We start from the raw sequence: 25,751 nt of genomic DNA, 5'->3' as shown, positions 1-25,751 counted from the left end.
TCAGCGCCCCTGCTCGGGCGTGACCGTGCCGCGCGGCGGCCGGGCCGGCGGACCGGTGACCACGCCGACGGTGTCGATCCGGGTCGGGTCGACGAACGGCTTCACCGTCGCGGTCGAGCCGAGGGTGCCCTGGTTCGGCGTGACGGAGGTGACGGTGCCGATCGGCACGCCCGGCACGTACGGCGCGTTGCCCCGCGAGCCCCAGGTGACGATCCGGTCGCCGACCTTCGGCCGGGCCCGCAGATCGACCAGCTTGTAGTCCAGCGTGCCGCCGATCTCGCCGCGGCCGGACAGGAAGCCGAGCGCCAGCGTCGAGTTCAGCCGGCCGCCGACGGTCGAGTTGCGGTCGCCGATGAGCAGCACCGTGGCGGTCGCGTCGGTGGCCCGCACGACGCGGCCCACCAGCCCGTCTCCGTTCAGTACTGTCATGTCCGGCCGTACTCCGTCCGCCGTTCCGGCATCGATGGTCACCGTGTGCTGGAAACTCTGCGCGCCGCCGATCCCGATCACCCTGGCCGGCGTCACCGTGTACGCCGGAGCCACCTTCAGCAGGCGGTCCAGCTCGGCGGCGCGGTTGCGGGTGTAGTCGGTGGTCAGCAGCTCGGTGGTGAGTTTCTCGTTCTCTGCTTGGAGTTTTTCGTTCTCGGCCTTCAATCTATCCAGTTCGGCGAACCGGTCGCGGAGGTTGTCCACAGGCTGCCGGGCCGACGTCGCGCCGGACTCCAGCGGCCCGAAGACGGTCGCGGCGGCGTGCCGCAGCGGGTCGACCGGCGAACCGGCCGAACGGCGCGCGTCGAGCACGATCAGCGTCAGCGACGCCAGGACCACCAGCACCAGCACGGTCCGGCGACGGCGGATCTCACGAGGCAGCCCGGCCGCACGGACCAGGCCTCTCGCGGGGGTGCCGAGGTCTTTGAGCATGAGGTGGGATCAGCGGCGGTTGTCGGTGACGAGGATGCGGTTCAGCGTCTCGATGTTGTCCACGCACTTGCCGGCGCCGAGCACGACGGCGTCCAGCGGGTTGTCCGCGACGTGGATCGGGATGCCGGTCTCGTGCCGCAGCCGCTCGTCCATGCCCTTGAGCAGCGCGCCGCCGCCGGTCAGCACGATGCCGCGGTCGACGATGTCGCCGGCCAGTTCGGGCGGGGTCTTGTCCAGCGTCGCCTTGACCGCGTCGACGATCGCCGTGATCGGCTCCTCGATCGCCTGCCGGATGCTGGCCGAGGACACCTTCACGGTCCGCGGCAGACCGGAGACCATGTCCCGGCCGCGGATCTCGGAGTCCGGCCCGTCGGCGCTCGGGTAGGCCGAGCCGATCGTCATCTTGATCTGCTCCGAGGTGGCCTCGCCGAGCATCAGCGAGTACTCCTTCTTGCAGTAGTTGACCACGGCCTTGTCGATCGCGTCGCCGGCCACCCGGATCGACTGGCTGGTGACGATGCCGCCGAACGAGATGACCGCGACCTCGGTCGTGCCGCCGCCGATGTCGACCACCATGTTGCCGGTGGCGTCGCGGACCTCGAGGTTCGAGCCGAGCGCGGCGGCCATCGGCTCCTCGATGATGTAGACCTTGCGGGCTCCGGCCATGTAGCCGGCGTCGCGGACCGCGCGCTGCTCGACCGCGGTGATGCCGGACGGCACGCAGACCACGATCCGCGGCTTGGCGAAGTACCGGCGCCGGTGCACCCGCTGGATGAAGTAGCGCAGCATCTGCTCGGCGGCGTCGAAGTCGGCGATCACGCCGTCCTTGAGCGGCCGGATCGCGGTGATGTTGCCCGGCGTCCGGCCGATCATCTTCTTGGCCTCCTGACCGAAGGCGACCGCTTCGCGCGGCTCGTCGGTCCGGATCGCGACCACGGACGGCTCGTTGAGCACGACGCCGCGACCCCGGACGTAGACCAGGGTGTTCGCCGTACCGAGGTCGACCGCCATGTCCCGGCCGAGCATGCTGTTCGCCATGCAGGCCCCCTCCCGCCGTTCGGGTCCCGGCTTCACAGGCTAAGCGCGGACCAGGCGCCACCTGCGGACCGACACGACACCGTCCGTCCACCACGCATAGTATCCGCAAGGTCACGCGCGGCCAGCATGCGGCTCGCCCTTGTGGACAACCCACGAGCCGCTTGCTCGCCGTCCCGACCACCCATCTCGTACGCCGGCCCGGGTGGTGCCGCCGATGGTTGCCGGCGGCACCACACGCCCCCAGATCTCGCCCCTCCCCTGGTGGGCGAGCGCTCCTCCCCACGGGCGCGGCAGGTCTCCCCCGTCCGGTCGCACGCGGCCGGATGACGGAGTTCTCCGCCCGCCGAGTGTGCAGGTTGCTGCATTCATCACGCTTTCCTGGCGCTTTCACGCCCGGCTGGGGCCAGAATGGCGGGATGGAATTCCGGCTGCTCGGCCCGGTCGAGGTCCTCGACGACTCCGGCCGGCGGATCGAGCTGGCCGCGAACCGTCTCAGGGTCCTGCTGGCCGCGCTCCTGCTGCAGCCCAACCGGGTGGTCGCCGGGCAGGAGCTGATGGACACACTGTGGGAGGAGGACCTCCCCGCCCGGCCCCGAGCAGCCCTGCAGACCTACATGTCTCGGCTGCGGACCCTGCTGGGCCGCCCGCTCATCCGGACCGAGGCGGCCGGCTACGTGATCGCCGTCGACCCGGCCGAGATCGACGTGACCCGCTTTCGCGACCTGGTGGGAGCCAGTACGGGCACCGCCGATCCCGCCGAGCGGATGCGCCTGCTGACCGAGGCGCTGGCGCTGTGGCGTGGTGAGCCGCTCGCAGGCCTGGCAGCAGGCGCTCTGATCCGCGACGCCGCCCCGGCCCTCACCGAGGAACGCCTGCACGCCACCGAGCTCCTGCTCTCCGCGAGGCTCGACCACGGTGATCCCAACGATCACGCCGCCGTCACCTCGGAGCTGCGCAGCCTGACCCGTCGCTACCCGTTGCGCGAGTCCCTGTGGGCCTTGCTCATGCAGAGCCAGATCAAGGCCGGCCAGCCGGCAGCCGCGTTGGCCACCTTCAGCGAGGCATCCAGGCGCCTGGCCGACGAGCTGGGCCTCGACCCTGGTCCGGAGCTGCGCCGCCTTCACCAGGCGGTGCTCGCGTCAGATGCCCGGGCAGCCGCCACACGGACCTCTCGGGACGTCGTACCGCACCAGCTGCCTACCGTCGGACGCACCTTCATCGGCCGCGAGCAGGAGCTCGCCGAGCTCGACCGGGTGCTGCTGAGCCCGACCGGCTCGATCGCGGTGATCTCCGGGACGGCTGGTGTCGGCAAGACCGCTCTGGCGATCCAGTGGGCCGAGCGAGCACAGGCGCACTTCCCGGATGGCCAGCTGTATGTGAACCTGCGCGGTTTCGACCCCTCCGGCGAGCTGGTCGACCCGGCTGACGCCATCCGTGGCTTCCTCGACGCCTTGCAGTCCATGCCCGGGCGGATCCCGGCCGGCGATGCCGCCCAGGCTGCGCTCTATCGGACCCTGCTCGCGGACCGCCGGATGCTGATCATGCTCGACAACGCCCGCAACGCCGCCCAGGTCCGCCCACTGCTGCCAGGCGGCAACACCTGTCGAGTAGTGGTGACCAGCCGCGACGCCCTGCCGGGTCTGCTCGCGACGGAAGGGGCCCACCCGGTCACCTTGGATCTGATGGACTGGGACCAGGCCGTGGCCCTGCTCGAAGGCGCACTCGGCAGCCACCGCCTGCGGGCCGAGCGAGACGCCGTACACGAACTCATCGAGGTTGCTGCCCGGCTGCCGCTGGCGCTGTCACTCGTCGCGGCCCACGCCGCCGCCCACCCGGGCTGGTCACTCAGCTCGGTCGCCACCGACCTACGGCGTACGAGGCAGGGACTGGACGCCTTCGCCGGCGAGGACGAGGCGACCGACCTCCGTGCGGTCTTCTCCTGGTCGTACCAGCTCCTCAAGGCGACCTCGGCCCACACGTTCAAGCTGTACGGCGCGCATCCCGGCCCAGACCTCTCCGTCGACGCCGCAGCAGCACTGGCCGGTACGACGCCCGACCGCGTCATGCCGGCTCTGGCAGAGCTGGAGCGAGCGCACCTGCTCTCCCAGCACTCCCCCGGGCGGTACTCGGCACACGACCTGCTCCGCACCTACGCAGCCGAGCTCGCCGCCGACGAGCACATCCCCGTGCAGCGACTCCTCGACTACTACCTCCGTACGGCGGACGCCGGCGACCAGTGGCTCCGCCCGCACCGCGACCCCGACGAACTGCCCGAGCCCGCCGGTACGCCGTACGCACGGACCTTCGGTGGCTACCAGGAGGCGTTCGACTGGTTCGAGCAGGAGTGCGCCAACCTGGTCGCCTTGGTAGAGCACGCCGTACGCCGAGGCTTCGATGCACATGCGACTCACCTGGCGCGGACCATCACCGGCTACCTCGAGCGCCGCGGGCTGTGGAGCACCTGGGTCGACGTGATGGGCTCAGCGGTCTACGCCTCCGAGCGGTCCGGCGACACGGCCGCCCAGGTGATGGCCCGGCGCTACCGTGCCCACGCCCTCGCCCGCCAGCAGCGCCTCCCCGAAGCCCTGGCCGAGGCGGAGGCGGCGTTGCAGCTGGCCAAGGGCGACCCGGTCGCCCAGGCCTGGTGCGAACGCATGCTGGCCTTCGTCCTGGCGCAGCAGGACCGCCTGAAGGAGTCGTACGAGCACGACCTGATCGCGTCCGACCTGTTCCGCGCAGCCGGCCACCGGACCGGCCAGGCTCTCGCGCTCAACTCACTGGGCCTGCTGCACGCCACCACCTTCGGGGAGTACGAGCTGGCGGTCCAGTACTGCCTCCAGGCGCAGCAGCTCTACCAGCAGGTCGACCACAAGCTCGGCGAAGCAGCGACCTGGGACCACCTCGGCTACGCCTACCGGTGCCAGTCGGCGTACGGCGAAGCGATCGACTGCTACCGCAAGGCCCTGTCGCTGTACCGCGAGCTGAACGACCTGTACTACCAGGCGCTCATGCTGCAGCACCTGGGCGACGTCCACCACGAGGTGGGTGACGAGTCAGCAGCCCACAGTTCGTGGCAGTCCGCTCTGGATCTGCTGAGCTATCTCAACCACCCAACGGCCAACGAGCTGCGAGCCAAGCTCCGCGCCTGACGCCCGCGGACCGGATCAGGGCAGGTCGGGGAACCAGATCTTGATCTCGCGCTCGGCCGACTCCGGGGAGTCCGAGCCGTGCACCAGGTTCTCCCGGTTGGACAGCGAGAAGTCGCCGCGGATCGTGCCGGGAGCGGCCTTGCGGCCGTCGGTGGCGCCGTTCAGCGCGCGCACGACCTCGATCGCCTCGTCACCCTCGAGCACCAGCGCGACCAGCGGGCCGGAGGTGACGAACGCCCGCAGCGGCGGGTAGAAGTCCCGCTCGACGTGCTCGGCGTAGTGCTGGTCGGCCGTCTCGCCGTCGATCGAGCGCAGCTCCATCGCCACGATCGACAGCCCCTTGGCCTCAAACCGGCCGAGGATCTCCCCGACCAGGCCACGGCGTACGGTGTCGGGCTTCAGCAGGACGAGCGTGCGCTGCGACATGGTGTCTTTTCTCTTTCTCGAAGTCTGCGACGAAAGTCTCGGGGCCGCCGAGCCTAACCGGCGGCGCGGGCCTGCGCCGCCTTGGCCTCGTCGATCCGGCGGCCGAGCACGATCGCCATCACCCAGAAGCCGGCGAAGGCCAGGCCGAGCACGAACATCACCGGTACGACGAAGCCCAGGCCGACCGCGCCGACCTGCACCAGCCAGCCGAGCGCGTAACCGACCCGGTTGCGCAGCAGGCCGGCCGCGACGATCGCCAGCGCGGCCAGGCCCAGGCACAGCGGCAGCGCCGTACCGGAGTCGACGTCGGCGACCGAGATCATCACGGGCGTGGCCAGCGCGAGCACGATCGACTCGAAGCCGAGCACGATGGACGCCAGGGATCTCATCGCTGCTCAGCTTCCTTCGGCTTGCGGACCAGCAGCTTGCGGGCCTCGCCGGCGGTGATCACCGAACCGGTGATCAGCACGCCGCCGGAGCCGAACGCGATCGCGTCCTGCTCGGCCAGCCGCAGCCCTTCGTCGATCGCGTCCACCAGGTGCGGGCGGACGACGACCCGGTCCTCGCCGAACACCTCGGCCGCGATCTCCCCGAGTTCCTCGGCAGGCATCGAGCGCTCGAACGAGTTCCGGGTGCAGACGATCGTCTCCATGATCGGCTCGTAGGCCTCGAGTACGCCGTACACGTCCTTGTCGCGCATCACACCGACCACGCCGATCAGCGGATTGAACGCGAACGCCTCGCTCACCGTCGCGGCGGTCGCCTCGGCGCCGTGCGGGTTGTGCGCGGCGTCGACGATGACGGTCGGGCCGGTGCGCACGACCTCCATCCGGCCCGGCGAGGTGGTCTCGGCGAATCCGGCTTGGACCACCTCGGCGGTGACCCGGCCCTCGGTCTGCTCGGTCGCGCCCAGCAGCGCCTCGACGGCAGCCAGCGCGGTCGCGGCGTTGTGCGCCTGGTACTCGCCGTGCAGCGGAAGGAAGATGTCCTCGTACTCGCCGCCCAGGCCCTTGATCGAGATCAGCTGACCGCCGACCGCGACCGACCGGCTGGTCACGCCGAACTCCAGGCCCTCGCGCGCGACCTGCGCGCCGACCTGGGCCACCCGGCGCTGCAGCACCTCGAGCACGTCCAGGCTCTGCTGCGCGAGCACCGCCGTACCGCCCGGCTTGATGATTCCGGACTTCTCACCGGCGATCGTGACCGGGTCCGTGCCGAGGATGTGCGCGTGGTCGACGGCGATCGGCGTGATCACCGAGACGACGCCGTCGGCGACGTTGGTCGCGTCCCAGGTGCCGCCGAGGCCCACCTCGACGATCGCGACGTCCACGGGCGCGTCGGCGAAGGCGGCGAACGCCATCGCGGTGATCACCTCGAAGAACGACAGCGGGTGCTCCTGCTCGGAGTCCACGACGTCCAGGTACGGCGCGATCTCTTCGTAGGTCTCGACGAAACGCTGCTCGCTGATCGGCTCGCCGCCGAGCGTGATCCGCTCGCGGACCGTCTCCAGGTGCGGGCTGGTGAACCGGCCGGTGCGCAGCCCGGCCTCCCGCAGCAGGGAGTCGATCATCCGCGCGGTCGAGGTCTTGCCGTTGGTGCCGGTCAGGTGCACCACCGGGTACGCCTTCTGCGGGTCGCCGAGCAGCTCGGTGAGCCGCTGGACGCGCTCCAGCGTGGGGTCCATCTTGTTCTCCGGCCAGCGGGCCTGGAGCTTCGCCGACACTTCGGCGTACGTGAGGTCACTCATCAGGGGACCAGTCTAGTGAGGGCTGTGGATATCCGGTCGGAGCATCCCTTGACAACCACTACGATTGTGCGCATGACCGAGATCTCCCGCGTTCCCGACAAGCCCACCCTCGAAGGCCTCGAGGAGAAGTGGGCTGCGGTATGGAAGGAACAGGAGACCTACGCCTTCGACCGGACGGCCGAGCGGGCCGACGTCTACTCCATCGACACCCCGCCGCCGACCGTGTCCGGGTCGCTGCACGTCGGTCACATCTTCAGCTACACCCACACCGATCTGGTCGCCCGGTTCCAGCGGATGCGCGGCAAGAAGGTCTTCTACCCGATCGGCTGGGACGACAACGGCCTGCCGACCGAGCGCCGCGTCCAGAACTACTACGGCGTCCGGTGCGACCCGTCGCTGCCCTACGACCCCGACTTCACGCCGCCGGCCAAGCCGGACCCGAAGAAGCAGGTCTCGATCAGCCGGCAGAACTTCGTCGAGCTGTGCGGCGAGCTGACCCACATCGACGAGCAGGCGTTCGAGGCGATGTGGCGCCAGGTCGGGCTGAGCGTCGACTGGTCGTACCTCTACACCACGATCTCCGAGGACTCCCGCCGGACGTCGCAGCGCGCCTTCCTGCGCAACTTCGCCCGCGGTGAGGCCTACCTGGCCGAGGCGCCGACGATGTGGGACGTCACGTTCCAGACCGCCGTCGCCCAGGCCGAGCTGGAGGCCCGCGACTACCCGGGCGCCTTCCACCGGATCGCCTTCCACGGCGCCGACGGCCCGATCCACATCGAGACCACCCGGCCCGAGCTGATCCCGGCCTGTGTCGCGCTGATCGCGCACCCCGACGACGAGCGCTACCAGGCCCTGTTCGGTACGACGGTCCGCTCGCCGCTGTTCGGCGTCGAGATCCCGGTCCTGGCGCACGAGGCGGCCGAGCCGGACAAGGGCGCCGGCATCGCGATGTGCTGCACCTTCGGTGACCTCACCGACGTCCAGTGGTGGCGTGAGCTGCAGCTCCCGGTCCGCACGGTGATCGGCCGCGACGGCCGGCTGCTGCGCGAGACCCCGGAGTGGCTGGAAGGCTCGGAGCTCTACGCCGAGCTGGCCGGCAAGACCGTCTTCAGCGCGCGCGAGCTGATGGTGGCCAAGCTGCGCGAGAGCGGCGACCTGGACGGCGAGCCGCAGCCGACCAAGCGGATGGCGAACTTTTTCGAGAAGGGCGACAAGCCGCTGGAGATCGTCTCGACCCGCCAGTGGTACATCCGCAACGGCGGGCGCGACGCGGACCTGAAGGCGGAGTTCGTCGAGCGTGGCAACGAGCTCGGCTGGGTCCCCGAGCACATGAAGCACCGCTACCTGAACTGGGTCAACGGGCTGAACGGTGACTGGCTGATCTCGCGGCAGCGGTTCTTCGGCGTCCCGTTCCCGGTCTGGTACCCGATCGGTCACGACGGCGAGCCGGACTACGACCACCCGCTGATGCCGAGCGAGGCCGAGCTGCCGATCGACCCGACCTCGCAGTGCCCGCGTGGGTACGACGAGTCCCAGCGCGGCAAGCCGGGCGGGTTCGAGGCCGACCCCGACGTGATGGACACCTGGGCGACCTCGTCGCTGACGCCGCACATCGTCTGCGGCTGGGAGCGTGACAACGACCTGTTCGAGCGCACCTTCCCGATGGACTTGAACACGCACGCGCACGAGATCATCCGCACCTGGCTGTTCTCCCGCGTCGTCCGGGCCCACTTCGAGAACGGCACGCTGCCGTGGGCGCGCTCGATGATCTCCGGCTTCGTCGTGGACCCCGACCGCAAGAAGATGTCGAAGTCCAAGGGCAACGCGATCGTGCCCTCGGAGATCCTGGACAAGTACGGCTCGGACGCGGTCCGCTGGCGCGCGGCGATGGCCCGGCCGGGCCTGGACTCGCCGTTCGACGAGTCGCAGATGAAGGTCGGCCGGCGGCTGGCGATCAAGGTCCTGAACGCGTCGAAGTTCGTGCTCGGCTTCGGGGCGACCTCCGGCGACGCGGCCGCCGTCACCGAAGCCGTCGACCTGGCGATGCTGCAGAAGCTGCGGCAGACCGTCACGGAGGCGACCGCAGCGTTCGAGCGCTACGACTACACCGGCGCGCTGGAGGTCGGCGAGCGGTTCTTCTGGACGTTCTGCGACGACTACGTCGAGCTGGTCAAGGAGCGCGCGTACGGCGGTCAGGGCGAGGCCGCCGCGGCCTCGGCCAAGGCCGCGCTGGCGATCGCCCTGTCGGTCCAGCTGCGCCTGCTCGCGCCGTACCTGCCGTTCGCGACCGAAGAGGTCTGGTCGTGGTGGCAGGAGGGTTCGATCCACACCAGCAGCTGGCCGGTCGCCGATGTCGACCTCGCGGTCGCCGAGCAGGACCCGGCCGTCCTGGACGCGGTCTCCGAGGTCCTCGCCGGGATCCGCGGCGCCAAGTCCACCGCGCAGGTCTCGATGAAGACCGAGGTCAGCAAGGTCGAGGTCAGCGGCCCCGCCGCCCGCCTCGCCCTGGCCGAGCGCGCCGAGAACGACCTGCGCGCCGCCGGCCGCATCACCGGCGAGATCCTCTGGAGCCCCGAGGACACCGCGGACACCGTCTCGGTGGTCGCGACCCTCTGATCCCGAGGTCCGAACACACCCGGTGACGCCCGCCTCCTGCCTCGGAGGCGGGCGTCACGGCTTTCGACCCAACGACTACGCTGCGAAGCCAGTCACCAGCTGTGGGACCATCGGCCCGACCCCCGGCCAGTCCGAAGGAGCACTTTCGTGAGCGACGAGAACCAGCCCCCCACCCCGGCTGACTCCACGTCTTCGGACAAGCCCGCCAAGAAGCGCGCTCGCCGGCCTGCCAAGAAGACGACCGCCCGAGGGTCGAAGCAGGCGGGTGCGGAGACGCCGGAGCTGCCGTTCGATGCAGCTGGTACGTCGGAGCCTGGCGGCACCGAGGCGTCGGGCGGGAGTGCGGCCGCGAAGCAGTCGCGGGCGGCGTCGCCGAGGAAGTCCTCATCCGCGAAGCCGCCCTCGGCGTCGACCGGAAAGGCATCCGGGGTGAGTTCCTCGGGGTCGGCGGCCACGTCGGCGTCCAAGGAGTCTTCCGCGAGCCCGACGGCATCCGTGGAGTCTTCCGCGAGCTCGGCTGACCGGGCGTCCACGGGGGCGTCGGCGACAACGGGCGATCCGGCGACCGATGAGTCCTCGGCGAGAACGGCCGACCAGGCGTCCGCGGAATCCTCCACGAACGCGGGCGCCCCCGGAACGTCGGCGACGAAGCCGTCGACTCCCGCAGCGACCCCGGCGACCCCGGCGACCCCGGCAACTCCGGCAACTCCGGCGACTCCGGCGACTCCGGCGACGAAGCGTCCTGGGTCGACCTCCGGGCAGACGCCGATGCCCGCGCAAACGCCGATGCCGGCCCAAACGCCCCTCCCGCCCCAGACCCCCATCCGCCAAGCAACCACCCCGGCCAGCAGCGACCGCCCCACCACGTCGTCGTCTTCGTCGGGTGTTGCCGACGGCACCCGTCCTGCAGATGCCGCCGAGGGCAACCGTCCTGCTACTGCAGCCGGAGGCACTCCTGCTGCTACCGAGGGGACTCGCCCCGCCGACGCATCGGGTGCGACCGTCTCAAACGGATCAGGTGGAACACCGCCCACGACTCAGCCCGCTGAGGGATCTGCCGATCGCCCGGCCACGCCGACGACCGCCCCGGGTACCTCCGCCGCGGACTCCCGTACGACGTCGGCCGGCACATCCGATGCAAGCGAGTCCACAGCCAAACCGCCTGCTGCGGATGGTCAGACGACACGTCCACCCAGCGAAGGCGCGAAGGCAACCACCGCAGGCGCGACCGATTCGACGACACCGGCGGCAGCTGCGGGCGGTCCCGAATCAGGATCCACGAACGTCCCAGGCAGCACACCCGCCGGCGTGCAGAACGCGACGACCTCTCCTGCTGCAGGCGGGTCGAAGGTGACCGACACCGCTCCCCCGGTCACGCCGGGGTCTGCGCCCGCAGGGACGGCGCCAGCAGGTGCACCATCGACTGGTTCGACTACGAGCGGGCTGGGGGCAACCACCTCTGGCAGCAAGCCCAGTTCAGCATCCCCGACCGGACCGGCCGCAACCGGCACTCCCGGCACCAACACCGCCGGCGCAACCGGTACTGCTGGTGCGACCGCGGCTAGTACCGCTGGCGCAACCGCGGCTGATACTCCTGGCGCAGCCGGCGCAGGAGCGGCCGACGCGAAAACCAACGACGGCAAGAATCCCCCACCCACCACCCCCAAACGCAACTGGCGCCGCAACCCCTGGCTCACCGTCGGCGGCGTCGTCCTGGTCCTCCTGATCCTCGCCCTGCTCGGCTACTTCGGCGGACTCGGCCCCATGAGCCGGCTGAACACCGCCCGCGGCATCACACCCCCGCCCTCCCTGGCCGGCCTCGACCGGATCACCGACCCCGAACTCCGCGATCAGCTGAAGCTCGATCAAACCCGCGAGGCGTTGAGCCGGATCAACGACGGCAAGCAGGCGACGGTCGAGGCGTACGGGGATCTCGGCGGCGAGCGGATGTACGTCGTGATCGCGTTGCGCGGCAAGGTAGACATCGACAAGACGATCAGCGACTCGGGCGCGAAGCCCGAGCAGGTGCGCAAGGTCGGCGGCTCGACCTGTGTGGCGTCGACCGAGACGTTGCCGACGCAGTGTTACCGCGGGTCGAACACGATGACCGTGATCGTGCAGGCCGCGAACGACGGGGTGAGTGTCGACGACGTCGGGCCGGTCACCGACGAAGCCTTCACTGCCATGAAGTAAAGGGAGCCGCCGGTCCCCCGCGCAACACAAGGGACCGGCGGCTTCGCTCAGAACGAACCGAAAGCGGCGAGATCCAACGCCGGCTTCGCGGCCGCTGCCCGGGAGTTGGCCAGCGGCGTGAACGGCTTGTAGTCCTGCGTACAGGTCGAGTTGTCGGCCGGCGCCTTCAACTGGACCAGGTAATCGGTGATCTTGCGATCCGCGCATGAGCTGATCCCGATCGTGCCGTGGCCGTAGCCCTCGACCGTGACCATCCGCGCGTCCGGGTACAGATCGGCGTACGGCCGGGTCGCCTGGTACGGCGTGGCCGGGTCGTGCCGGGTGCCGAAGACCAGGACCGGCGACGTGACCGACAGGTTCCACGGGCCGAGGAACGCGTCGGTGTCGCGGACCGGCATGAACTCGCACGGGAGTCCGACCCACGCGCGCAGGGCGCCGAAGTGCGGGGCCCGCCGGTTCGCGTCCGCGGCGAACTGCGAGTACGCGAACGGCCGCCCCGAGTGGCGCGCCTCGATGCACAGCTGGAGTGCGGAGCCGAGACCGCTGTACTCCTCCTGACGCCGGTTCCACTCGCCCAGCACCTTCGCGGCGACCGTGGACTTCGCGGCGCGCGCGGCAGCCGGTGTGTTGAGTGCAGCCAGCGTCGCGGCCAGGTCCGTCCACGCCAGCGGCGAGTAGAGGCTCTGGAAGATCAGGAAGACGGCGGTCTGGTACGTGATCTTCATCGTCGTCCCGTCGGGCAACGGGATCTCCACCGGATCCGTCTTCAGTCGCTGAAGCAGGTTCTCGACCACAGTCCCCGGGTCACCCTGCGCGGCCAGAGCGCACCGCTCGGCACCCGCTTGCTTGCACTGGGCAAGGAACTGCTGGAACGTGTCCGCCGATCCCTCGCCCTGCCGAAGCCGTACGCCGATCGGCCGCCGGTCACCGTCCGAACCCGAGTACCACTCCGGCGACAGCGTCCCGTCCAGCACCAGCGCGCGCACGTTGCCCGGGAAGAGCTTGGCGTACGTCGCGCCGAGGTACGTGCCGTACGAGTAGCCGGCGTAGCTCAGCAACTTGTCGCCGACCGCACGCCGGAGCAGATCCATGTCCCGGGCACCATTCGCGGTCGAGTAGTGCGTCAGCCGGTCCGGCGACGTCGTCATGCAGCCGACCGCGGCACGCAGCATCGCGCGCGTGTACGCCGAGGTCTCGGCCGGGGTGATCGGGAACGGCTCGATCCCGGTGAACGCGGCGTTCTCCTCGGCGGCGGTCGGGAAGCAGGTCACCGGGTCGGACTGCCCGACACCCCGCGGGTCGAAGCCGAGGATGTCGAACTTGGCCCGCACCTCGGGCGAGTACGCGACCTCGGCGAACTGCTGGACGAAGCCGATTCCGGGTCCACCGGGCCCGCCCGGGTTGGTGAACAGGGTCCCGATCCGCTCAGCCGGTTCGGCGGCCGGCAGCCGGGTCAACGCGATCGTGGTGGTGGCGCCCCGCGGCCGGTCGTAGTCGGTCGGCACCTCGACCGACGCGCACTGGAACTTGGCCAGCGCCGGCGCGGCCCCGCAGCTCTTCCACGCGATCTTCGGTACGGCGACGCGCGCGGCCTTCGCGGCTTCGCGCCGTACCAGCGCCTCGTCGGCCGCCGAGCCCGACGAGGCCCGCGGGCCGGACGAGAGCTGGGCGTCGGACGAGAGCTGCGCGTCGGACGAAGCCTGCAGGCCGGAGGCGGCCTGAGCGCCGGACGACGACGTGGTCGCCGCGCCGGCGACGGGCGCGAACGCCGCCGGGACGGTCAGGGCGGCGGCGACGGCCAGGGTCAGAGTGGTCCTCGTGGTTCTTCGCACGGTTCTCCCTCACTGGTGGACGGGCGCGAGCGGCACCCTCACTCCGACGCTAGGCAACAGATGCCTCCGCACGCGTCCACCAAAAGGCTGAGGCCGGCATCCGCCTCGCAGCGGACACCCGCCTCCGGCCGAACGAACAACCCAGCTCAGGCGGTCTTCTCGCGCCGTTCGCGCTTGCGCTCGATCTGGTCGCGCGGGATCAGTGTCGGGTTGACGTTCTCCAGCACGACCTCGCCGGTGACGACGACCTTGGCGACGTCCTCGCGGCTCGGCACCTCGTACATCACGTTGAGCAGGACTTCTTCCATGATCGCGCGCAGACCACGAGCACCGGTGCCGCGCAGCAGCGCCTGGTCGGCGATCGCCTCGACCGCGTCCTCGCTGAACTCGAGCTCGACGTTGTCGATCTCGAACAACCGCCGGTACTGCTTGACCAGCGCGTTCTTCGGCTCCGACAGGATCTTGATCAGCGCGTCCCGGTCCAGCGGCGAGACGGTGGTGATCACCGGGAGCCGGCCGATGAACTCGGGGATCAGCCCGAACTTCAGCAGGTCCTCGGGCATCACGTCGGCGTAGCCACCGGCTTCGCGCGGCGCCTCGGCCTCGTTGCTCATGCTGAAGCCGAGGGTCTTCTTGCCGACCCGCTGCTCGACCATGTGCTCCAGACCCGCGAACGCGCCACCGACGATGAACAGCACGTTGGTGGTGTCGATCTGGATGAACTCCTGGTGCGGGTGCTTACGGCCACCCTGCGGCGGCACCGAGGCCGTCGTACCTTCCAGGATCTTCAGCAACGCCTGCTGGACGCCCTCACCAGACACGTCCCGGGTGATCGACGGGTTCTCGCTCTTGCGAGCGATCTTGTCGACCTCGTCGATGTAGATGATCCCGGTCTCGGCCTTCTTGACGTCGTAGTCGGCCGCCTGGATCAGCTTCAGCAGAATGTTCTCGACGTCCTCGCCGACGTACCCGGCCTCGGTCAGGGCGGTCGCGTCCGCGATGGCGAACGGAACGTTCAGCATCCGGGCGAGCGTCTGGGCCAGGTAGGTCTTGCCGCACCCGGTCGGGCCGATCAGCAGGATGTTCGACTTGGCCAGCTCGACGGCCTCGTCCTTCGCGTGCCGGCCGGCAGTCGCGCTGCCCTGGCCGTCGCGGACGCGCTTGTAGTGGTTGTAGACCGCAACCGCCAGCGCCTTCTTGGCAACGTCCTGTCCGACGACGTACGCGTTGAGGAAGTCGTAGATCTCACGGGGCTTGGGCAGTTCCGTCAGACCGACCTCGGAGCCCTCGTTCAGCTCCTCCTCGATGATCTCGTTGCAGAGATCGATGCATTCGTCGCAGATGTAGACGCCGGGACCGGCGATGAGCTTCTTGACCTGCTTCTGGCTCTTCCCGCAGAACGAGCACTTGAGCAGGTCGCCGCCGTCACCTATGCGTGCCACCGGGACAGATCCCTTCTCTCACTAGCTGAGGCCGGCCGAGCGACCCTGAAAACTGTTCGCCGTCTCGGACCTTGTTCCGACGGTACCCCGCCCCGGGCCGAACCGCTGCCCTGTCCACAGCGTCGCGAGTACGCCTGTGGCGAACGGGAGGCCCTTGACGAGCCGTCCGCCGGATCCTACGGCGCAACCGCGGCCCCGGTGCGCACACCGGGGCCGTCGGCGGGCCACCGACCGGGTCAGGCGCCGATCGGCACCGGGGTCTTGCGCGACTCCAGGACCGAGTCGATCAGGCCGTACTGCACGGCCTGCTCGGCGGTCAGGAACTTGTCGCGCTCGATGTCGCGGGACACCTCTTCGATGTCCTTGCCGCTGGCGTCGCTGAGCATCTTCTCCAGCAGCGAGCGCAGGCGCAGGATCTCGTTCGCCTGGATCTCGATGTCGCTGGACTGGCCGTAGGTGCCCTCGGTGGCCGGCTGGTGGATGATGATCCGGCTGTTCGGCAGGGCCATCCGCTTACCCGGCGTACCGGCGGCGAGCAGCACGGCCGCGGCCGAGGCCGCCTGGCCGAGGCAGACCGTCTGCACGTCGGACTTGATGTAGCGGATCGTGTCGTAGATCGCGGTCAGCGCCGTGAACGAGCCGCCCGGGGAGTTGATGTAGATGCTGATGTCGCGATCGGCGTCCATCGACTCCAGGCACAGCAGCTGTGCCATCACGGCGTTCGCGATCTCGTCGGTGATCGGAGTGCCGAGGAAGATCGTGCGCTCCTCGAACAGCTTGGTGTAGGGGTCGACCCGGCGCATGCCGTACGACGTGCGCTCCTCCCACTGCGGGATGAAGTAGTTCATGTGTATCCAGTCCTAACGAAGGAAGTGGGAGATCAGGAGTTCGGGCTGCCGCTGGTGAGCTGGGCGGCGCTGGCCACGACGTGGTCGATGAAGCCGTACTCCTTGGCCTGGTCCGCGGTGAACCAGCGGTCCCGGTCGGCGTCGGTCTCGACCTGCTCCAGCGGCTGGCCGGTGTGCTCGGCGATCAGCTTGAACAGCTGCGCCTTGATGTGCAGCGACTGCTGCGCCTGGATCTTGATGTCGGAGGCCGTACCACCCATGCCGCCGGACGGCTGGTGCATCATGATCCGCGCGTGCGGCAGGGCGAAGCGCTTGTTCTTCGCGCCGGCGCAGAGCAGGAACTGTCCCATCGACGCGGCCAGGCCCATGCCGACCGTCGCGACGTCGTTCGAGATCCACTGCATGGTGTCGTAGATCGCCATGCCGGAGTCCACCGAACCACCCGGCGAGTTGATGTACAGCCAGATGTCCTTGTTGGGGTCCTCGGCGTTGAGGAGCAGCATCTGAGCGCAGATCGCGTTCGCGTTGTCGTCGCGAACCTCGGACCCCAGGAAGATGATCCGGTTGCTGAGCAGGCGCTGGTAGATGTGGTCGTCGAGTCCGCCGGATCCGTTGCCGCCCGCGGCGGTGGGGCTGGCTGCAAATGTCTCGTTCACGAAGCCGACATTACTGGGCGACGGCGACAGAGCTAAGGCCGGTGGGCAGGTGTTCGCTCACGGCGCACCTCCTCCGCCCTGAGCGAATCCGCAACCGGTACGCCGGTACGGCGTCGCGGCGGTCCGTGAGTACGGCGTACGCGGGCTGTCGCGGTCCGTGTCGGGGTTGACCTAGAGCGAGGTCTAGCCGGTGTGCTGGCGACATGCGTTATCTGACACTGGGAACCGACCCGGCCCGCAGCCGCCGGGTGAGCCAACTCGCGCTCGGCGCCATGCTGATGGGCACCACCACCGACGAGGCGACGTCGTACGCGATCCTCGACCGGTACGTCGAGGCGGGCGGCACGTTCGTCGACACCGCCAACAACTACGCGTTCTGGGTCAACGGCACGCAGGGCGGCGAGAGCGAGCAACTGCTCGGCCGCTGGCTGCGTAGCCGCGGCCTGGGCGACGAGCTCACGATCGCGACCAAGGTGGGTGGACGGCCGCCGCGACCGGCCAAGCAACTCACCGAGGACCTCGAAGGACTGGCCCCGAAGGTGATCAAGGAGTCGGCGGAACGCAGCCTGGACAACCTGGGCCGCGACCGGATCGACGTCTACTACGCCCACGTTCCCGATCCCGCGGTGCCGCTGGAGGACCAGGTGGAGGCGTTCGGCACGCTGGCCGCCGAGGGCACGGTCGGACTGGTTGGATTGAGCAACTATTGGGCATGGCAGTTCGAGCGAGCCAGGTCGATCGCGGCTCGGTTGGGTCTGCCTGGCTGTGAGGTGCTGCAGCATCACCACACGTACTTCCGGGCGCGGACCGACCAAGCGGGACTGCGCTCGCGGGACGGGAGCATCGGGGTCACCGACGGGCAACTGCTGAGCTATCTGCGCGCTGAGCCGGGGCTGGCGCTGGTCGCCTACACGCCGCTGCTGAGTGGGGCGTACGTGCGCGCTGATCGGCCGTTGGGCGAGCTGTACGACCATGCCGGGACGCGGGCGCGGCGAATCGTGCTGGACGAGGTGGTCCGGGAGACGGGCGCGACGGCCAATCAGGTGGTGCTGGCGTGGCTGATGGGCGGCGAGCTGCCGATCATCCCGCTCGTCGGCGCGTCATCGGTGACGCAACTGGAGGAGAGCCTCGGGGCTGTCGATCTGGAGCTCAGCCCGGAGCAGCGGGAACGCCTCGATCGGGCCGGCTGAGCTCGTACGGCGTACCGCGCGGGCGCGTGCCGCGTCGGTACGCCGTACGGTCGTCGCGCCCTGAACGCACCGACGCCCCGGATCGCAGGGATTCCGGGGCGTCGGCGGTGCTTCGGGTGCGTCAGGCCTTCGCAGGCTCCTCGGCCGGGGTCTCCTCGGCGGCGGCCTCGGTCGTCTCGGCGGCCTCCGGGTCGGCGTACGAGCCGTCCGGCAGCAGCGTCTTCAGCTCGACCTCGTTGCCGGAGGCGTCGGTGACCTTGGCGTTCTCGACCAGGTAGGCCAGCGCCTTGCCGCGGACGACCTCGGACACCAGGCTCGGCACGAGGTTGTTCTCGACCGCGTGCTGGGCGAACTGGTCCGGGCTGACGCCGGAACGCTGCGCGTGCCGGACGATGTGCTCGGTCAGCTCCTGGTCGTTGACGCTCAGACCCTGCTGCTCGGCGACCAGGTCCAGCACGAACTGGGCCTTGATCGCGTCCGCGGAACGCTTCTTCAGGTCCTCGTCGAACTCTTCCTGGGTCTGCTCCTCGCCCTCGAGGAACTGCTCGAAGGTCATCCCGGAGTAGCCGAGCTGCTGGTCCAGGTTCTCCCGGCGGGCGGCGACCTCATCGGTCAGCAGACCGTCCGGCACCGGCACCTCGACCAGGGTCAGGATCTTCTCCAGCACGGCGTCGCGCGCGTCGCCGGCCTGCTCGAGCCGCTTGCCGCGCTCCAGCCGGGTCCGGACGTCGGCCTTCAGCTCCTCGGCGGTGTCGAACTCCGACGCGGTCTGGGCGAAGTCGTCGTCGAACTCCGGCAGCTCCTGCTCCTTGACCGCCGTCACGGTCACCTCGACGTCGACGTCCTCGCCCTTGAGCGCGCCGCCGACCAGCTGGGTGACGAAGGTCTTGGACTCACCGGCGTTCAGGCCGAGCACGGCCTCGTCCAGGCCGTCGAGCAGCTGACCGCTGCCGACCTGGTACGACAGGCCGGTGGCCTGCGCCTCCTCGATCTTCTCGCCGTCCTTGGTGGCCGACAGGTCGAGGGTGATGTAGTCGTTGTCGCCGACCGGGCGCTCGACCGGGTTCAGCGAGCCGAACCGCTGCCGCAGCGACTCGATCTGCTCGTCGATCTCCTCGTCGGAGATCGCGATGTCGTCGACGCTGGCCTCGAGACCGGTCAGGTCCGGCAGCTCGATCTCCGGGCGGACCTCGACCTCGGCGGAGAACTGCAGGCTCTCCTTGTCGTTGAACTCGGTCACGTCGACCTCGGGCCGGCCGATCGCCTTGACCTGGTTGTCCTGGACGGCCTGCGAGTACAGCTTCGGCAGCGCGTCGTTGATCGCCTCTTCGAGCACCGGTCCACGACCGACCCGCTGGTCGATCACCTGCGGCGGGATCTTGCCCTTGCGGAAGCCCGGCACGACGATCTGCTGACCGATGCTCTTGTACGCCGCGTCGAGGCTCGGCTTGAGCTCCTCGAACGGCACCTCGACGATGAGCTTGACCTTGGTCGGGCTCAAGGACTCGACGGTGCTCTTCACGGTGGCGGTTCTCCTTGGTCGATGACGATCGCGGCACGCCCGGACAGGCCACACCGCAGGTACTGCAGGGGTTTGTCGGGGCGACAGGACTCGAACCTGCGGTCTCCTGCTCCCAAAGCAGGCGCGCTAGCCACTACGCTACGCCCCGCAGTGACCGAACGAGTCTAGTGGACGCAGACCCATGCTCGCGCCCCCACCCCGTCCTAGCCACTCTAGCGACCCGTTCCACCCCGCTCACCGAACCCGTTTTGAGCCCGCCAGCCGGATGTGGAATCATGTCCGAGCGCCGCTGTTTCAGCGACGTCCGCGGGTGTAGCTCAATGGTAGAGCCCCAGTCTTCCAAACTGGCTACGCGAGTTCGATTCTCGTCACCCGCTCCACAGCCGAAAGGCCCCTGGCCAGAGGGATTCTGGGGCCAGGGGCCTTCGTCATGCTCAGGCCGGTTTCGGGCGGCGTGCCCTCCACGTGCCCCAAGGCACCGGCACCAGGACTCCAGCGGCCCCGTCCTCGTCATCCGGCGTGCCCCCATCCCCGGACTTCGTTTCCCGTTCAACATCCTCGTTCCCCCCGGGATTCGCGAGCCCGCAGCCGATGCCGTCCGAGGTCGAGCAGGCCTACAAGCACCTGGTCGACCACGGCTACACCCCCCGGCTCCTGTAGCTCTCTGCCGAGTTCGGCTCTGATGGGTCAAGGGCGCGCCGTCGGCGTCCCTGCGGGATCAAGCAAGCTCGCCACTTGACATGCGCCCGCGCTGACCTGGGTTTGCAGCTGTCAGGGGGACGGGCAGGTCTGGCGACTTGTCACGGGCCTGTGAGTGGCGCGACGCTGGGCGCATGTCGACACCGAAGGGTTCTGTGCCCAGCGGCCAAATTGTGTCGACCGCCCGGTCTCAGGCGCTGGCAGCGCAGTTCACGCAAGTCGCATCGGAGATCACGCGGACACCCGGCGCTGTGCGTGGCGACGCTCAACGCCTGAACATGGACGGCACACCAGCGGGCTGGCTTTGGGCGGGAGCGTCCTGGAGCTATCCCGCCGGCTCCGCGACCAACTCGGTCGATCTGACTGTCGAGGTCGCCACCGGCAACGAGCGCGTGCCAACTGTCTGTGACGGAATGGACGCGCCGCCACAGCACCGCTGTTCAGAGGTCCGCACACTGGCGGACGGATCCACAGCCTTCATCCGCGACTCCGCAGTTCGGCTCGTCCGACCGAACGGAACTCAGGTATTCGTGTTCTCAGGTGCTCAGTTGCCGCCGGGATCGACGCACGACGCACTGATTGGCCCCGACAGGGTGGTCGAGATCGCGCAGCAGATCACGGTTACGCCGTAACGGCCTTGGTCTCGCAACTATCAGGGGACGACGGCAGGCGTGGGTGTCGTGCCCTCTACGTGCCCCAATCGGCGGTTGTTCGCGGTCACTCACGGGGGTTGCGGGAATGACTTCCCGGCGTAGAGGCTCGCTCCCTGCAGGCGGTCGGCCGCACTTCCGACCTGGCTACGCGAGTTCGATTCTCGCCACCCGCTCGGTGCGTGAAGGCCCAGGTCAGAGGCAAGATCCTCGGCCCCGGGCCTTTCGCTTGTGCGGCCCCGGACACGGTCAGCCCCGCCCCCATGGTCGCTGGCTTGGGTTTGGCAGCTATCAGGGGGACGGGGCAGATGTAGGCGTACTAGCCACCTAGCATTCGGTCGTGAAAAGCCGACAGATCGTCCTCGGGATCGCCGTGCTCATCCTCGGTGCATCGGCCGTCGGCTTTCTTGTGACGGATGGTCCGCGGGCAGCACTCTCGCCCGCGCTCGGGGCGATCGTCTCCGGAGTCATCCTCTACAAGCTCGTGCGGAATCCGCCCGCGCCGACACGTTGGACGAGACACCGAGTCATGGCCAGCGCCGCGATCCTTGGCATCAGCGGTCTGGCGGTGATCGTCACCTTGGTCTGGGTCCTGACGGTCAGACCCGAGTGGCCGATTCGAATTGTTGCCGTCATTGGCATCCTGCTGGTGCCGACGCTTGGCCTGTGGAGTGTGCGCATGGCACGGGCCGAGGACAGGGCTGCTCGGTTGAGTGGCCAGGAACCATCCACCGAATGATTCCGGAAGCCACCAAGCTGTTCGTTCCCTAAGCGGTGGTCGCTGGCCGTCACACACGCTGTGTTGCGGGGGGTCGGTTTCAGGCGTGGAGGCGCCATGCGGGCGGGCAGCCGCACTTCCGAACTCGCTGCGCGAGTTCGATTCTCGTCACCCGCTCCACCCGCAAAGGCCCAGGTCAGACCGACCTGGGCCTTCGCACACCCCGGCCAGCGCCGAGCAGAAATACCACCCGCGACACGAGGGCCGGAGCGTCGGCGTCGACCCAGACCTGTAGCGGGTAGTCGCCTTGCGTGAGTGCCAGCTCGGTCAGTTCTCCGCTGTCCTCGTTGCCGACCAAGACCTCGTGGCCGCCGATGCTCAGAGCGGTCTCATGGACGAACCGCAACTCCTGCGGCCCTCCCTCGGACCACACCTCCACCCGTATCTGGCGCGGCCCGTCAGGACCGACATCACTCCGGGTCGCCACCGCGATACCTGGGTACGGCGGGCTTCGAATGAGAAGAGTGGACCGATCGCGGCCGGAGCCGCGCTACGTCATGCCGGACCAGCCGATGAGCCTCTCGACCGCCCGACGCCGCGGTTCTTGCCGGGGGCAACAATGTCGCCTAGCTGGTCGGCTCCGACCCGGAACTCGGTGCGGCCGTCCGCGGTCTCGACGCCCCACGGGCGTTCGGTGGTGATGACGACCGCCTCCTCGTCGACCCGCAACACCTCGCAGTCGAGCCCCACGGCCACCGGGTACGCCGTACCTGGTCCGAGCCCATTGGCGCCGCTGAAGACGGGCGGCTTGTCGATCAGCACGTGCCGCGTCCCCTCGGCGTCGGTGAACGCGACCTCGACCAGCCCCGGAATCGGATCGTCGCCGACCCAGCGGACGGCTTCGCAGCGGAGGATCATCGGCCGAGTATGCCCACCCCAAGCTCCTGCACCCCATCCCCAAGCCGTCGTCCGATGCCCGGACCATGCCTTCCGTCTCGCTCGGAAACCGATTAACGTCCACCCCTTCGACGTGGGGAAGACGGTCACGCACCGTCGAGGGGGTTTTCGGTGATCAAGGTCCGCGCACGGGCGATCGCGCTCGGAATGGCCATGGTTCTGCTGCCGGTCGGCGCAACTCAGGTGGTGGCCGCCGAGCCGCCGCCGCATCTGGGCGAGGGGCAGCCCGTGGGCAGCAGATCGGTCGCCGACCCGCCGTACAGGCTGCGGGCGGTCACGAGCCAGTACTACGTGACGTCGTACGGGCAGCCCGACGACCGCTCGCCCGAGCCGTGGGAGGTGCAGAGCACCAGCACGGGAGCTACCGCGAGAACGATCGGCAGGTCACCCACGCAGCCGGACGCCGCGCCGATGCTGCTGGGCAAGTACGCCGTCCAGATCGGCTCGGGCGTGGTCACCTTCCGCGATCTCGTGACCGACGCGACCAGCCAGGTGACCGTGCCGGCGGACGCCGTCTACCAGGGCGTGTACCCCGGCGGCCTGCTGATCCGGCGCGGCTCGACGATCTACCTGCGAGCGGTCGGCAACACCGAGAAGGTCGTCACCGGCGCCGCCGGAGCACCATCGATCCTGGACAGCTCCGACACCGCCCTTCTGGTCGGGATGTCCGGCCGGATCGCGGTGATCGACATCGCGACCGGAGCGGCCACCGCGGTCACCACCCTGACCGCCAACCCCTCCTGGGCCCAGCTCACGCCGAACCGCGTGATTTGGCAGACCGCGGCGACAACAACCACGAGGTCGCTGGCCTGGAAGCAGCGCACCACGACGGCCACCGGCACGATTCAGGTCCCGTACGGCGAACCGATCCTCCCGCTCGGCGACGACGTCGCCGTCCGGATCGGCACCGAACTGGTCAAGGTCACCGGAGCAGGCACCGTCACCCGCCCGTTCGTCACCGGTGTGCACGACGCGGCCGATCTCACCACCGGCCGGCTCCTGGTCAGCGCCCAGAGCAAGATCGCCTCGGTCGGCACCGACGGCGTACTGCAAACCGTGAAAGCGACTCCGCCGTTCGCAGCCCAGGTCCAGTACGTCGGCCTGTCGGGCGACCGCCTGGTCACGTCCGACCAGCAGCCCGCCCACACCTTGTACGAGACGAGCAACAACGGCGCCGCCTGGACCGCGACCGGCGGCAGCAACTCCGGCAAGCCGTTCCAGCTCGAAGGGTCCACGCTGCTCACCTTCGACGCCGCGACAGCCCGCGTCGGCGACCTGACCTTCCCCGCCGCCGATGACGTCGTGCTCGGCAAGGGCGGCAAGCTCGTCGCGCACAACGGTGCGATCCACGACGTCGCCACCAAGGCGAAGGTCGCCGATCTCGCACCGCCGTTCGCGCTCGCGGGCAGCACCACCTGGAAGGTCACCGAGCCCGGCGTGCTCCAGGGCCAGGACGTCACCGCCGGGACCAGCAAGACGATCACCGTCGCGAGCGGCTGCACCGTCGGCCCGAACGCGGTCAACGGCCGCTGGGCCCTGCTCACCGGCTGCACCGGAGGCAATCAGGTCATCGACGTGACCGGCCCGGAGCCCCCGCGCAGTCTCACCGTCGCGGCGAACGCGCAGCTCGGCAACGGTTTCGTCGTCCAGCTCGTCGACGGCACGGACACCAACGGCCTGTCCACCAAGGACCTCCTCGTCACCGACCTCAACGACCCGGCCCTCGGCCAGCGCCGCTACGGCCCAGCGCTCGGACGGTTGCAGCAGGCAACGTTCCGCGTCGACGGCTCCGGCGGCCCCAAGATCGTGTACGCCGCCCCGGACGCCCGTCCGCGCGTGATCACGCTGAGCTGGCTCAAACCCGATCCGCAGCACCGCACCGACCAGACTCCCCCGGTGCTCACCACCGCGAGCGCCGGCGACCGGATCCGCGACTTCACCACCTCGACGTTCAACTGGTCGTTCACCGACCCGGCCGACGACCCGTACGAGCCGGCGACCGGCATCCTCAACTACGACGTCCGGTTCCAGCAGCGCCCGACCCCGACCTCGCCGTACGGCGCCTGGCAGGAGATCGCCGGCTGGCAGGGCATCGGGACCACCGAGGTCAGCCTGACCGGCAACCCCGGCGTCGACACCTGCTGGCAGGTCCGCTCCCGGGACAAGGCGCAGAACCTGAGCGCTTGGAGCACGTCGTACTGCAGTGAGACCGACGGCACCGCTCCGACCCACGTGAGCAGCCGGCCGGGCGACCGAGTGGTCCTGACGCCCGCGCAGACGTACCGCTACTCCTTCACCGACAACCTCGAGCCGGTCGCGTACGACATCGCCTACCGCGGCGCGGCGCCCGGCCAGCCGCTCGGCGCCTGGGTCTACCCGGCGGCCTGGCAGACGCTGCAGGACACCTCAGTGGCCTGGGGTGCGAACGCCGGCTCGGAGCGCTGTTTCATGGTCCGGGCCCGCGACGTGATCGGCAACATGTCGGCCTGGTCGCCGCAGACCTGCTCGGTGTACCCGCAGGACGACCGGGCGCTGACCTCGACCGGTTCGGTCACCCGCGGCAGCAACACGCTCGCCTTCCAGGGCACGACGTCGACGCTGAACGCCCAGGGCGCGGCGTTGACCAAGACCGGCGAGTCGGGCGTCCGGATCGCCCTGGTCACGCTGAACGGGCCCGGCCAGGGCTCGGTCGACGTCTACCACGCGGGCGTCAAGATCGCCTCGGTCCCGCTGACGGCGGCGACCCCGACCCGGAAGGTCACGTACCTGCCGGTCACGCCGTACCGGACCGGGGACGTCCGGATCGTGTCGACCTCGGCGGCCCCGGCGACCGTCGACGGGATCGCATTTCTCCGGGTCTCCCCATAACGAAGCGTAATGACTGTGAGCCCCGTCACCGCCCGGTGGCGGGGTCCGGTCATTGCAGGAAGCGGCAGTTACATCACCGAGGAATGGAATTCCGGGGACAAGCGCTGAGCACTGAGTGATACTGGAAATCGCGCCGTTTTCCGGTCGCAACCCACTCACTGGCCGAGCATGTTGGGAAGTGCGCCCCTCCAGATGCCCTCAGAGCAACCTGACCAAGCGCCCTCGATCGCAGCCCCTACCACCCGAGCCCCCGCCCGCAGCCGAAACCTGTGGCGGCTG

Annotated in this window: 19 protein-coding genes and 2 tRNA genes; 8 read left to right on the top strand and 13 right to left on the bottom strand. The window is 69.4% G+C overall.

What is annotated here, in order from left to right; translation table 11 throughout:
- Together mreC and BWI15_RS04405 are read right to left on the bottom strand one after the other, a co-directional pair.
- Complete coding sequence (gene mreC / locus BWI15_RS04410) at positions 1 to 921, bottom strand: rod shape-determining protein MreC (RefSeq protein WP_077012995.1); 921 nt, start codon at positions 919 to 921, stop codon at positions 1 to 3.
- A gap of 9 nt (positions 922 to 930) precedes the next feature.
- A complete protein-coding gene (locus BWI15_RS04405) occupies positions 931 to 1,959 on the bottom strand; it encodes a rod shape-determining protein (RefSeq protein ID WP_077012994.1) in 1,029 nt (342 codons plus the stop codon).
- Positions 1,960 to 2,375: 416 nt separating this feature from the next.
- Here BWI15_RS04405 and BWI15_RS04400 point away from each other — a divergent pair, with 416 nt between their 5' ends.
- Positions 2,376 to 5,108, top strand: coding sequence for an AfsR/SARP family transcriptional regulator (locus tag BWI15_RS04400; protein WP_077012993.1), 2,733 nt, complete (start codon positions 2,376 to 2,378; stop codon positions 5,106 to 5,108).
- Positions 5,109 to 5,123: 15 nt separating this feature from the next.
- On the opposite strand, the gene ndk is transcribed toward BWI15_RS04400, so the two are convergent.
- The 3 genes from ndk to BWI15_RS04385 are packed head-to-tail and all read right to left on the bottom strand — an operon-like array spanning position 5,124 to position 7,281.
- Positions 5,124 to 5,534: a nucleoside-diphosphate kinase gene (gene ndk, locus BWI15_RS04395; RefSeq protein WP_077012992.1), complete on the bottom strand. Its 411-nt coding sequence runs from the start codon at positions 5,532 to 5,534 to the stop codon at positions 5,124 to 5,126.
- A 53-nt stretch (positions 5,535 to 5,587) separates the two neighbouring features.
- Positions 5,588 to 5,923 (bottom strand): DUF4233 domain-containing protein, encoded by a 336-nt coding sequence (locus tag BWI15_RS04390; protein WP_077012991.1) that lies wholly within the window; start codon positions 5,921 to 5,923, stop codon positions 5,588 to 5,590.
- Positions 5,920 to 7,281: a bifunctional folylpolyglutamate synthase/dihydrofolate synthase gene (locus BWI15_RS04385; protein ID WP_077012990.1), complete on the bottom strand. Its 1,362-nt coding sequence runs from the start codon at positions 7,279 to 7,281 to the stop codon at positions 5,920 to 5,922. Before BWI15_RS04385 ends, BWI15_RS04390 begins: the two co-directional genes overlap by 4 nt.
- Positions 7,282 to 7,353: 72 nt before the next feature.
- On the opposite strand from BWI15_RS04385, the gene valS reads away from it, so the two are divergent.
- Positions 7,354 to 9,897 (top strand): valine--tRNA ligase, encoded by a 2,544-nt coding sequence (gene valS / locus BWI15_RS04380; RefSeq protein ID WP_077012989.1) that lies wholly within the window; start codon positions 7,354 to 7,356, stop codon positions 9,895 to 9,897.
- 92 nt (positions 9,898 to 9,989) lie between these two features.
- Here valS and BWI15_RS04375 read toward each other — a convergent pair whose 3' ends face one another.
- Positions 9,990 to 10,796, bottom strand: coding sequence for a hypothetical protein (locus BWI15_RS04375; protein WP_077012988.1), 807 nt, complete (start codon positions 10,794 to 10,796; stop codon positions 9,990 to 9,992).
- Positions 10,797 to 11,661: 865 nt separating this feature from the next.
- On the opposite strand from BWI15_RS04375, the gene BWI15_RS04370 reads away from it, so the two are divergent.
- Positions 11,662 to 12,090, top strand: a complete 429-nt coding sequence (locus BWI15_RS04370) for a hypothetical protein (RefSeq protein WP_083750550.1) — start codon at positions 11,662 to 11,664, stop codon at positions 12,088 to 12,090.
- 47 nt (positions 12,091 to 12,137) lie between these two features.
- Here the strand turns inward: BWI15_RS04370 and BWI15_RS04365 are convergent, their stop codons facing one another.
- The 4 genes from BWI15_RS04365 to BWI15_RS04350 all read right to left on the bottom strand — a co-directional run bounded on the left by BWI15_RS04365 (position 12,138) and on the right by BWI15_RS04350 (position 16,868).
- Positions 12,138 to 13,922 carry an alpha/beta hydrolase gene (locus BWI15_RS04365; RefSeq protein WP_077012987.1) on the bottom strand — a complete coding sequence of 595 codons (1,785 nt, stop codon included), beginning with the start codon at positions 13,920 to 13,922 and terminating at the stop codon, positions 12,138 to 12,140.
- Between the two features lie 146 nt (positions 13,923 to 14,068).
- On the bottom strand, positions 14,069 to 15,364 hold the full coding sequence (gene clpX, locus BWI15_RS04360) for an ATP-dependent Clp protease ATP-binding subunit ClpX (protein ID WP_077012986.1): 1,296 nt from the start codon (positions 15,362 to 15,364) through the stop codon (positions 14,069 to 14,071).
- 236 nt (positions 15,365 to 15,600) lie between these two features.
- Entirely contained in the window at positions 15,601 to 16,212 is a 612-nt protein-coding gene (locus tag BWI15_RS04355; RefSeq protein ID WP_077012985.1) for an ATP-dependent Clp protease proteolytic subunit, read from the bottom strand.
- Between the two features lie 32 nt (positions 16,213 to 16,244).
- A complete protein-coding gene (locus tag BWI15_RS04350) occupies positions 16,245 to 16,868 on the bottom strand; it encodes a ClpP family protease (RefSeq protein ID WP_077012984.1) in 624 nt (207 codons plus the stop codon).
- Positions 16,869 to 17,071: 203 nt separating this feature from the next.
- On the opposite strand from BWI15_RS04350, the gene BWI15_RS04345 reads away from it, so the two are divergent.
- The gene (locus BWI15_RS04345; protein ID WP_077012983.1) at positions 17,072 to 18,058 is read left to right on the top strand and encodes an aldo/keto reductase; all 987 of its coding nucleotides are present in this window, start codon (positions 17,072 to 17,074) and stop codon (positions 18,056 to 18,058) included.
- Positions 18,059 to 18,179: 121 nt separating this feature from the next.
- Here the strand turns inward: BWI15_RS04345 and tig are convergent, their stop codons facing one another.
- Both tig and BWI15_RS04335 read right to left on the bottom strand, forming a co-directional pair.
- A complete protein-coding gene (gene tig / locus BWI15_RS04340) occupies positions 18,180 to 19,580 on the bottom strand; it encodes a trigger factor (RefSeq protein ID WP_077012982.1) in 1,401 nt (466 codons plus the stop codon).
- Positions 19,581 to 19,655: 75 nt separating this feature from the next.
- Positions 19,656 to 19,728: transfer RNA gene (locus BWI15_RS04335), tRNA-Pro, on the bottom strand.
- Positions 19,729 to 19,886: 158 nt separating this feature from the next.
- Between BWI15_RS04335 and BWI15_RS04330 the strand changes: the two genes are divergently transcribed.
- The 3 genes from BWI15_RS04330 to BWI15_RS38660 all read left to right on the top strand — a co-directional run bounded on the left by BWI15_RS04330 (position 19,887) and on the right by BWI15_RS38660 (position 21,668).
- Positions 19,887 to 19,960: transfer RNA gene (locus BWI15_RS04330), tRNA-Gly, on the top strand.
- A gap of 453 nt (positions 19,961 to 20,413) precedes the next feature.
- Entirely contained in the window at positions 20,414 to 20,911 is a 498-nt protein-coding gene (locus BWI15_RS04325; protein WP_143465398.1) for a hypothetical protein, read from the top strand.
- Between the two features lie 358 nt (positions 20,912 to 21,269).
- Entirely contained in the window at positions 21,270 to 21,668 is a 399-nt protein-coding gene (locus BWI15_RS38660) for a hypothetical protein (protein WP_143465397.1), read from the top strand.
- Between the two features lie 534 nt (positions 21,669 to 22,202).
- On the opposite strand, the gene BWI15_RS04310 is transcribed toward BWI15_RS38660, so the two are convergent.
- On the bottom strand, positions 22,203 to 22,565 hold the full coding sequence (locus BWI15_RS04310) for a hypothetical protein (protein ID WP_077012978.1): 363 nt from the start codon (positions 22,563 to 22,565) through the stop codon (positions 22,203 to 22,205).
- Between the two features lie 150 nt (positions 22,566 to 22,715).
- On the opposite strand from BWI15_RS04310, the gene BWI15_RS04305 reads away from it, so the two are divergent.
- Complete coding sequence (locus BWI15_RS04305; RefSeq protein ID WP_077012977.1) at positions 22,716 to 25,472, top strand: hypothetical protein; 2,757 nt, start codon at positions 22,716 to 22,718, stop codon at positions 25,470 to 25,472.
- Positions 25,473 to 25,751: the final 279 nt, after the last annotated feature.

Source organism: Kribbella sp. ALI-6-A (genome assembly GCF_001984195.1).
Taxonomy (GTDB): domain Bacteria; phylum Actinomycetota; class Actinomycetes; order Propionibacteriales; family Kribbellaceae; genus Kribbella.
Note: the sequence above shows the minus strand (reverse complement) of the source record. Positions and strands in the feature narration are given on the sequence as shown.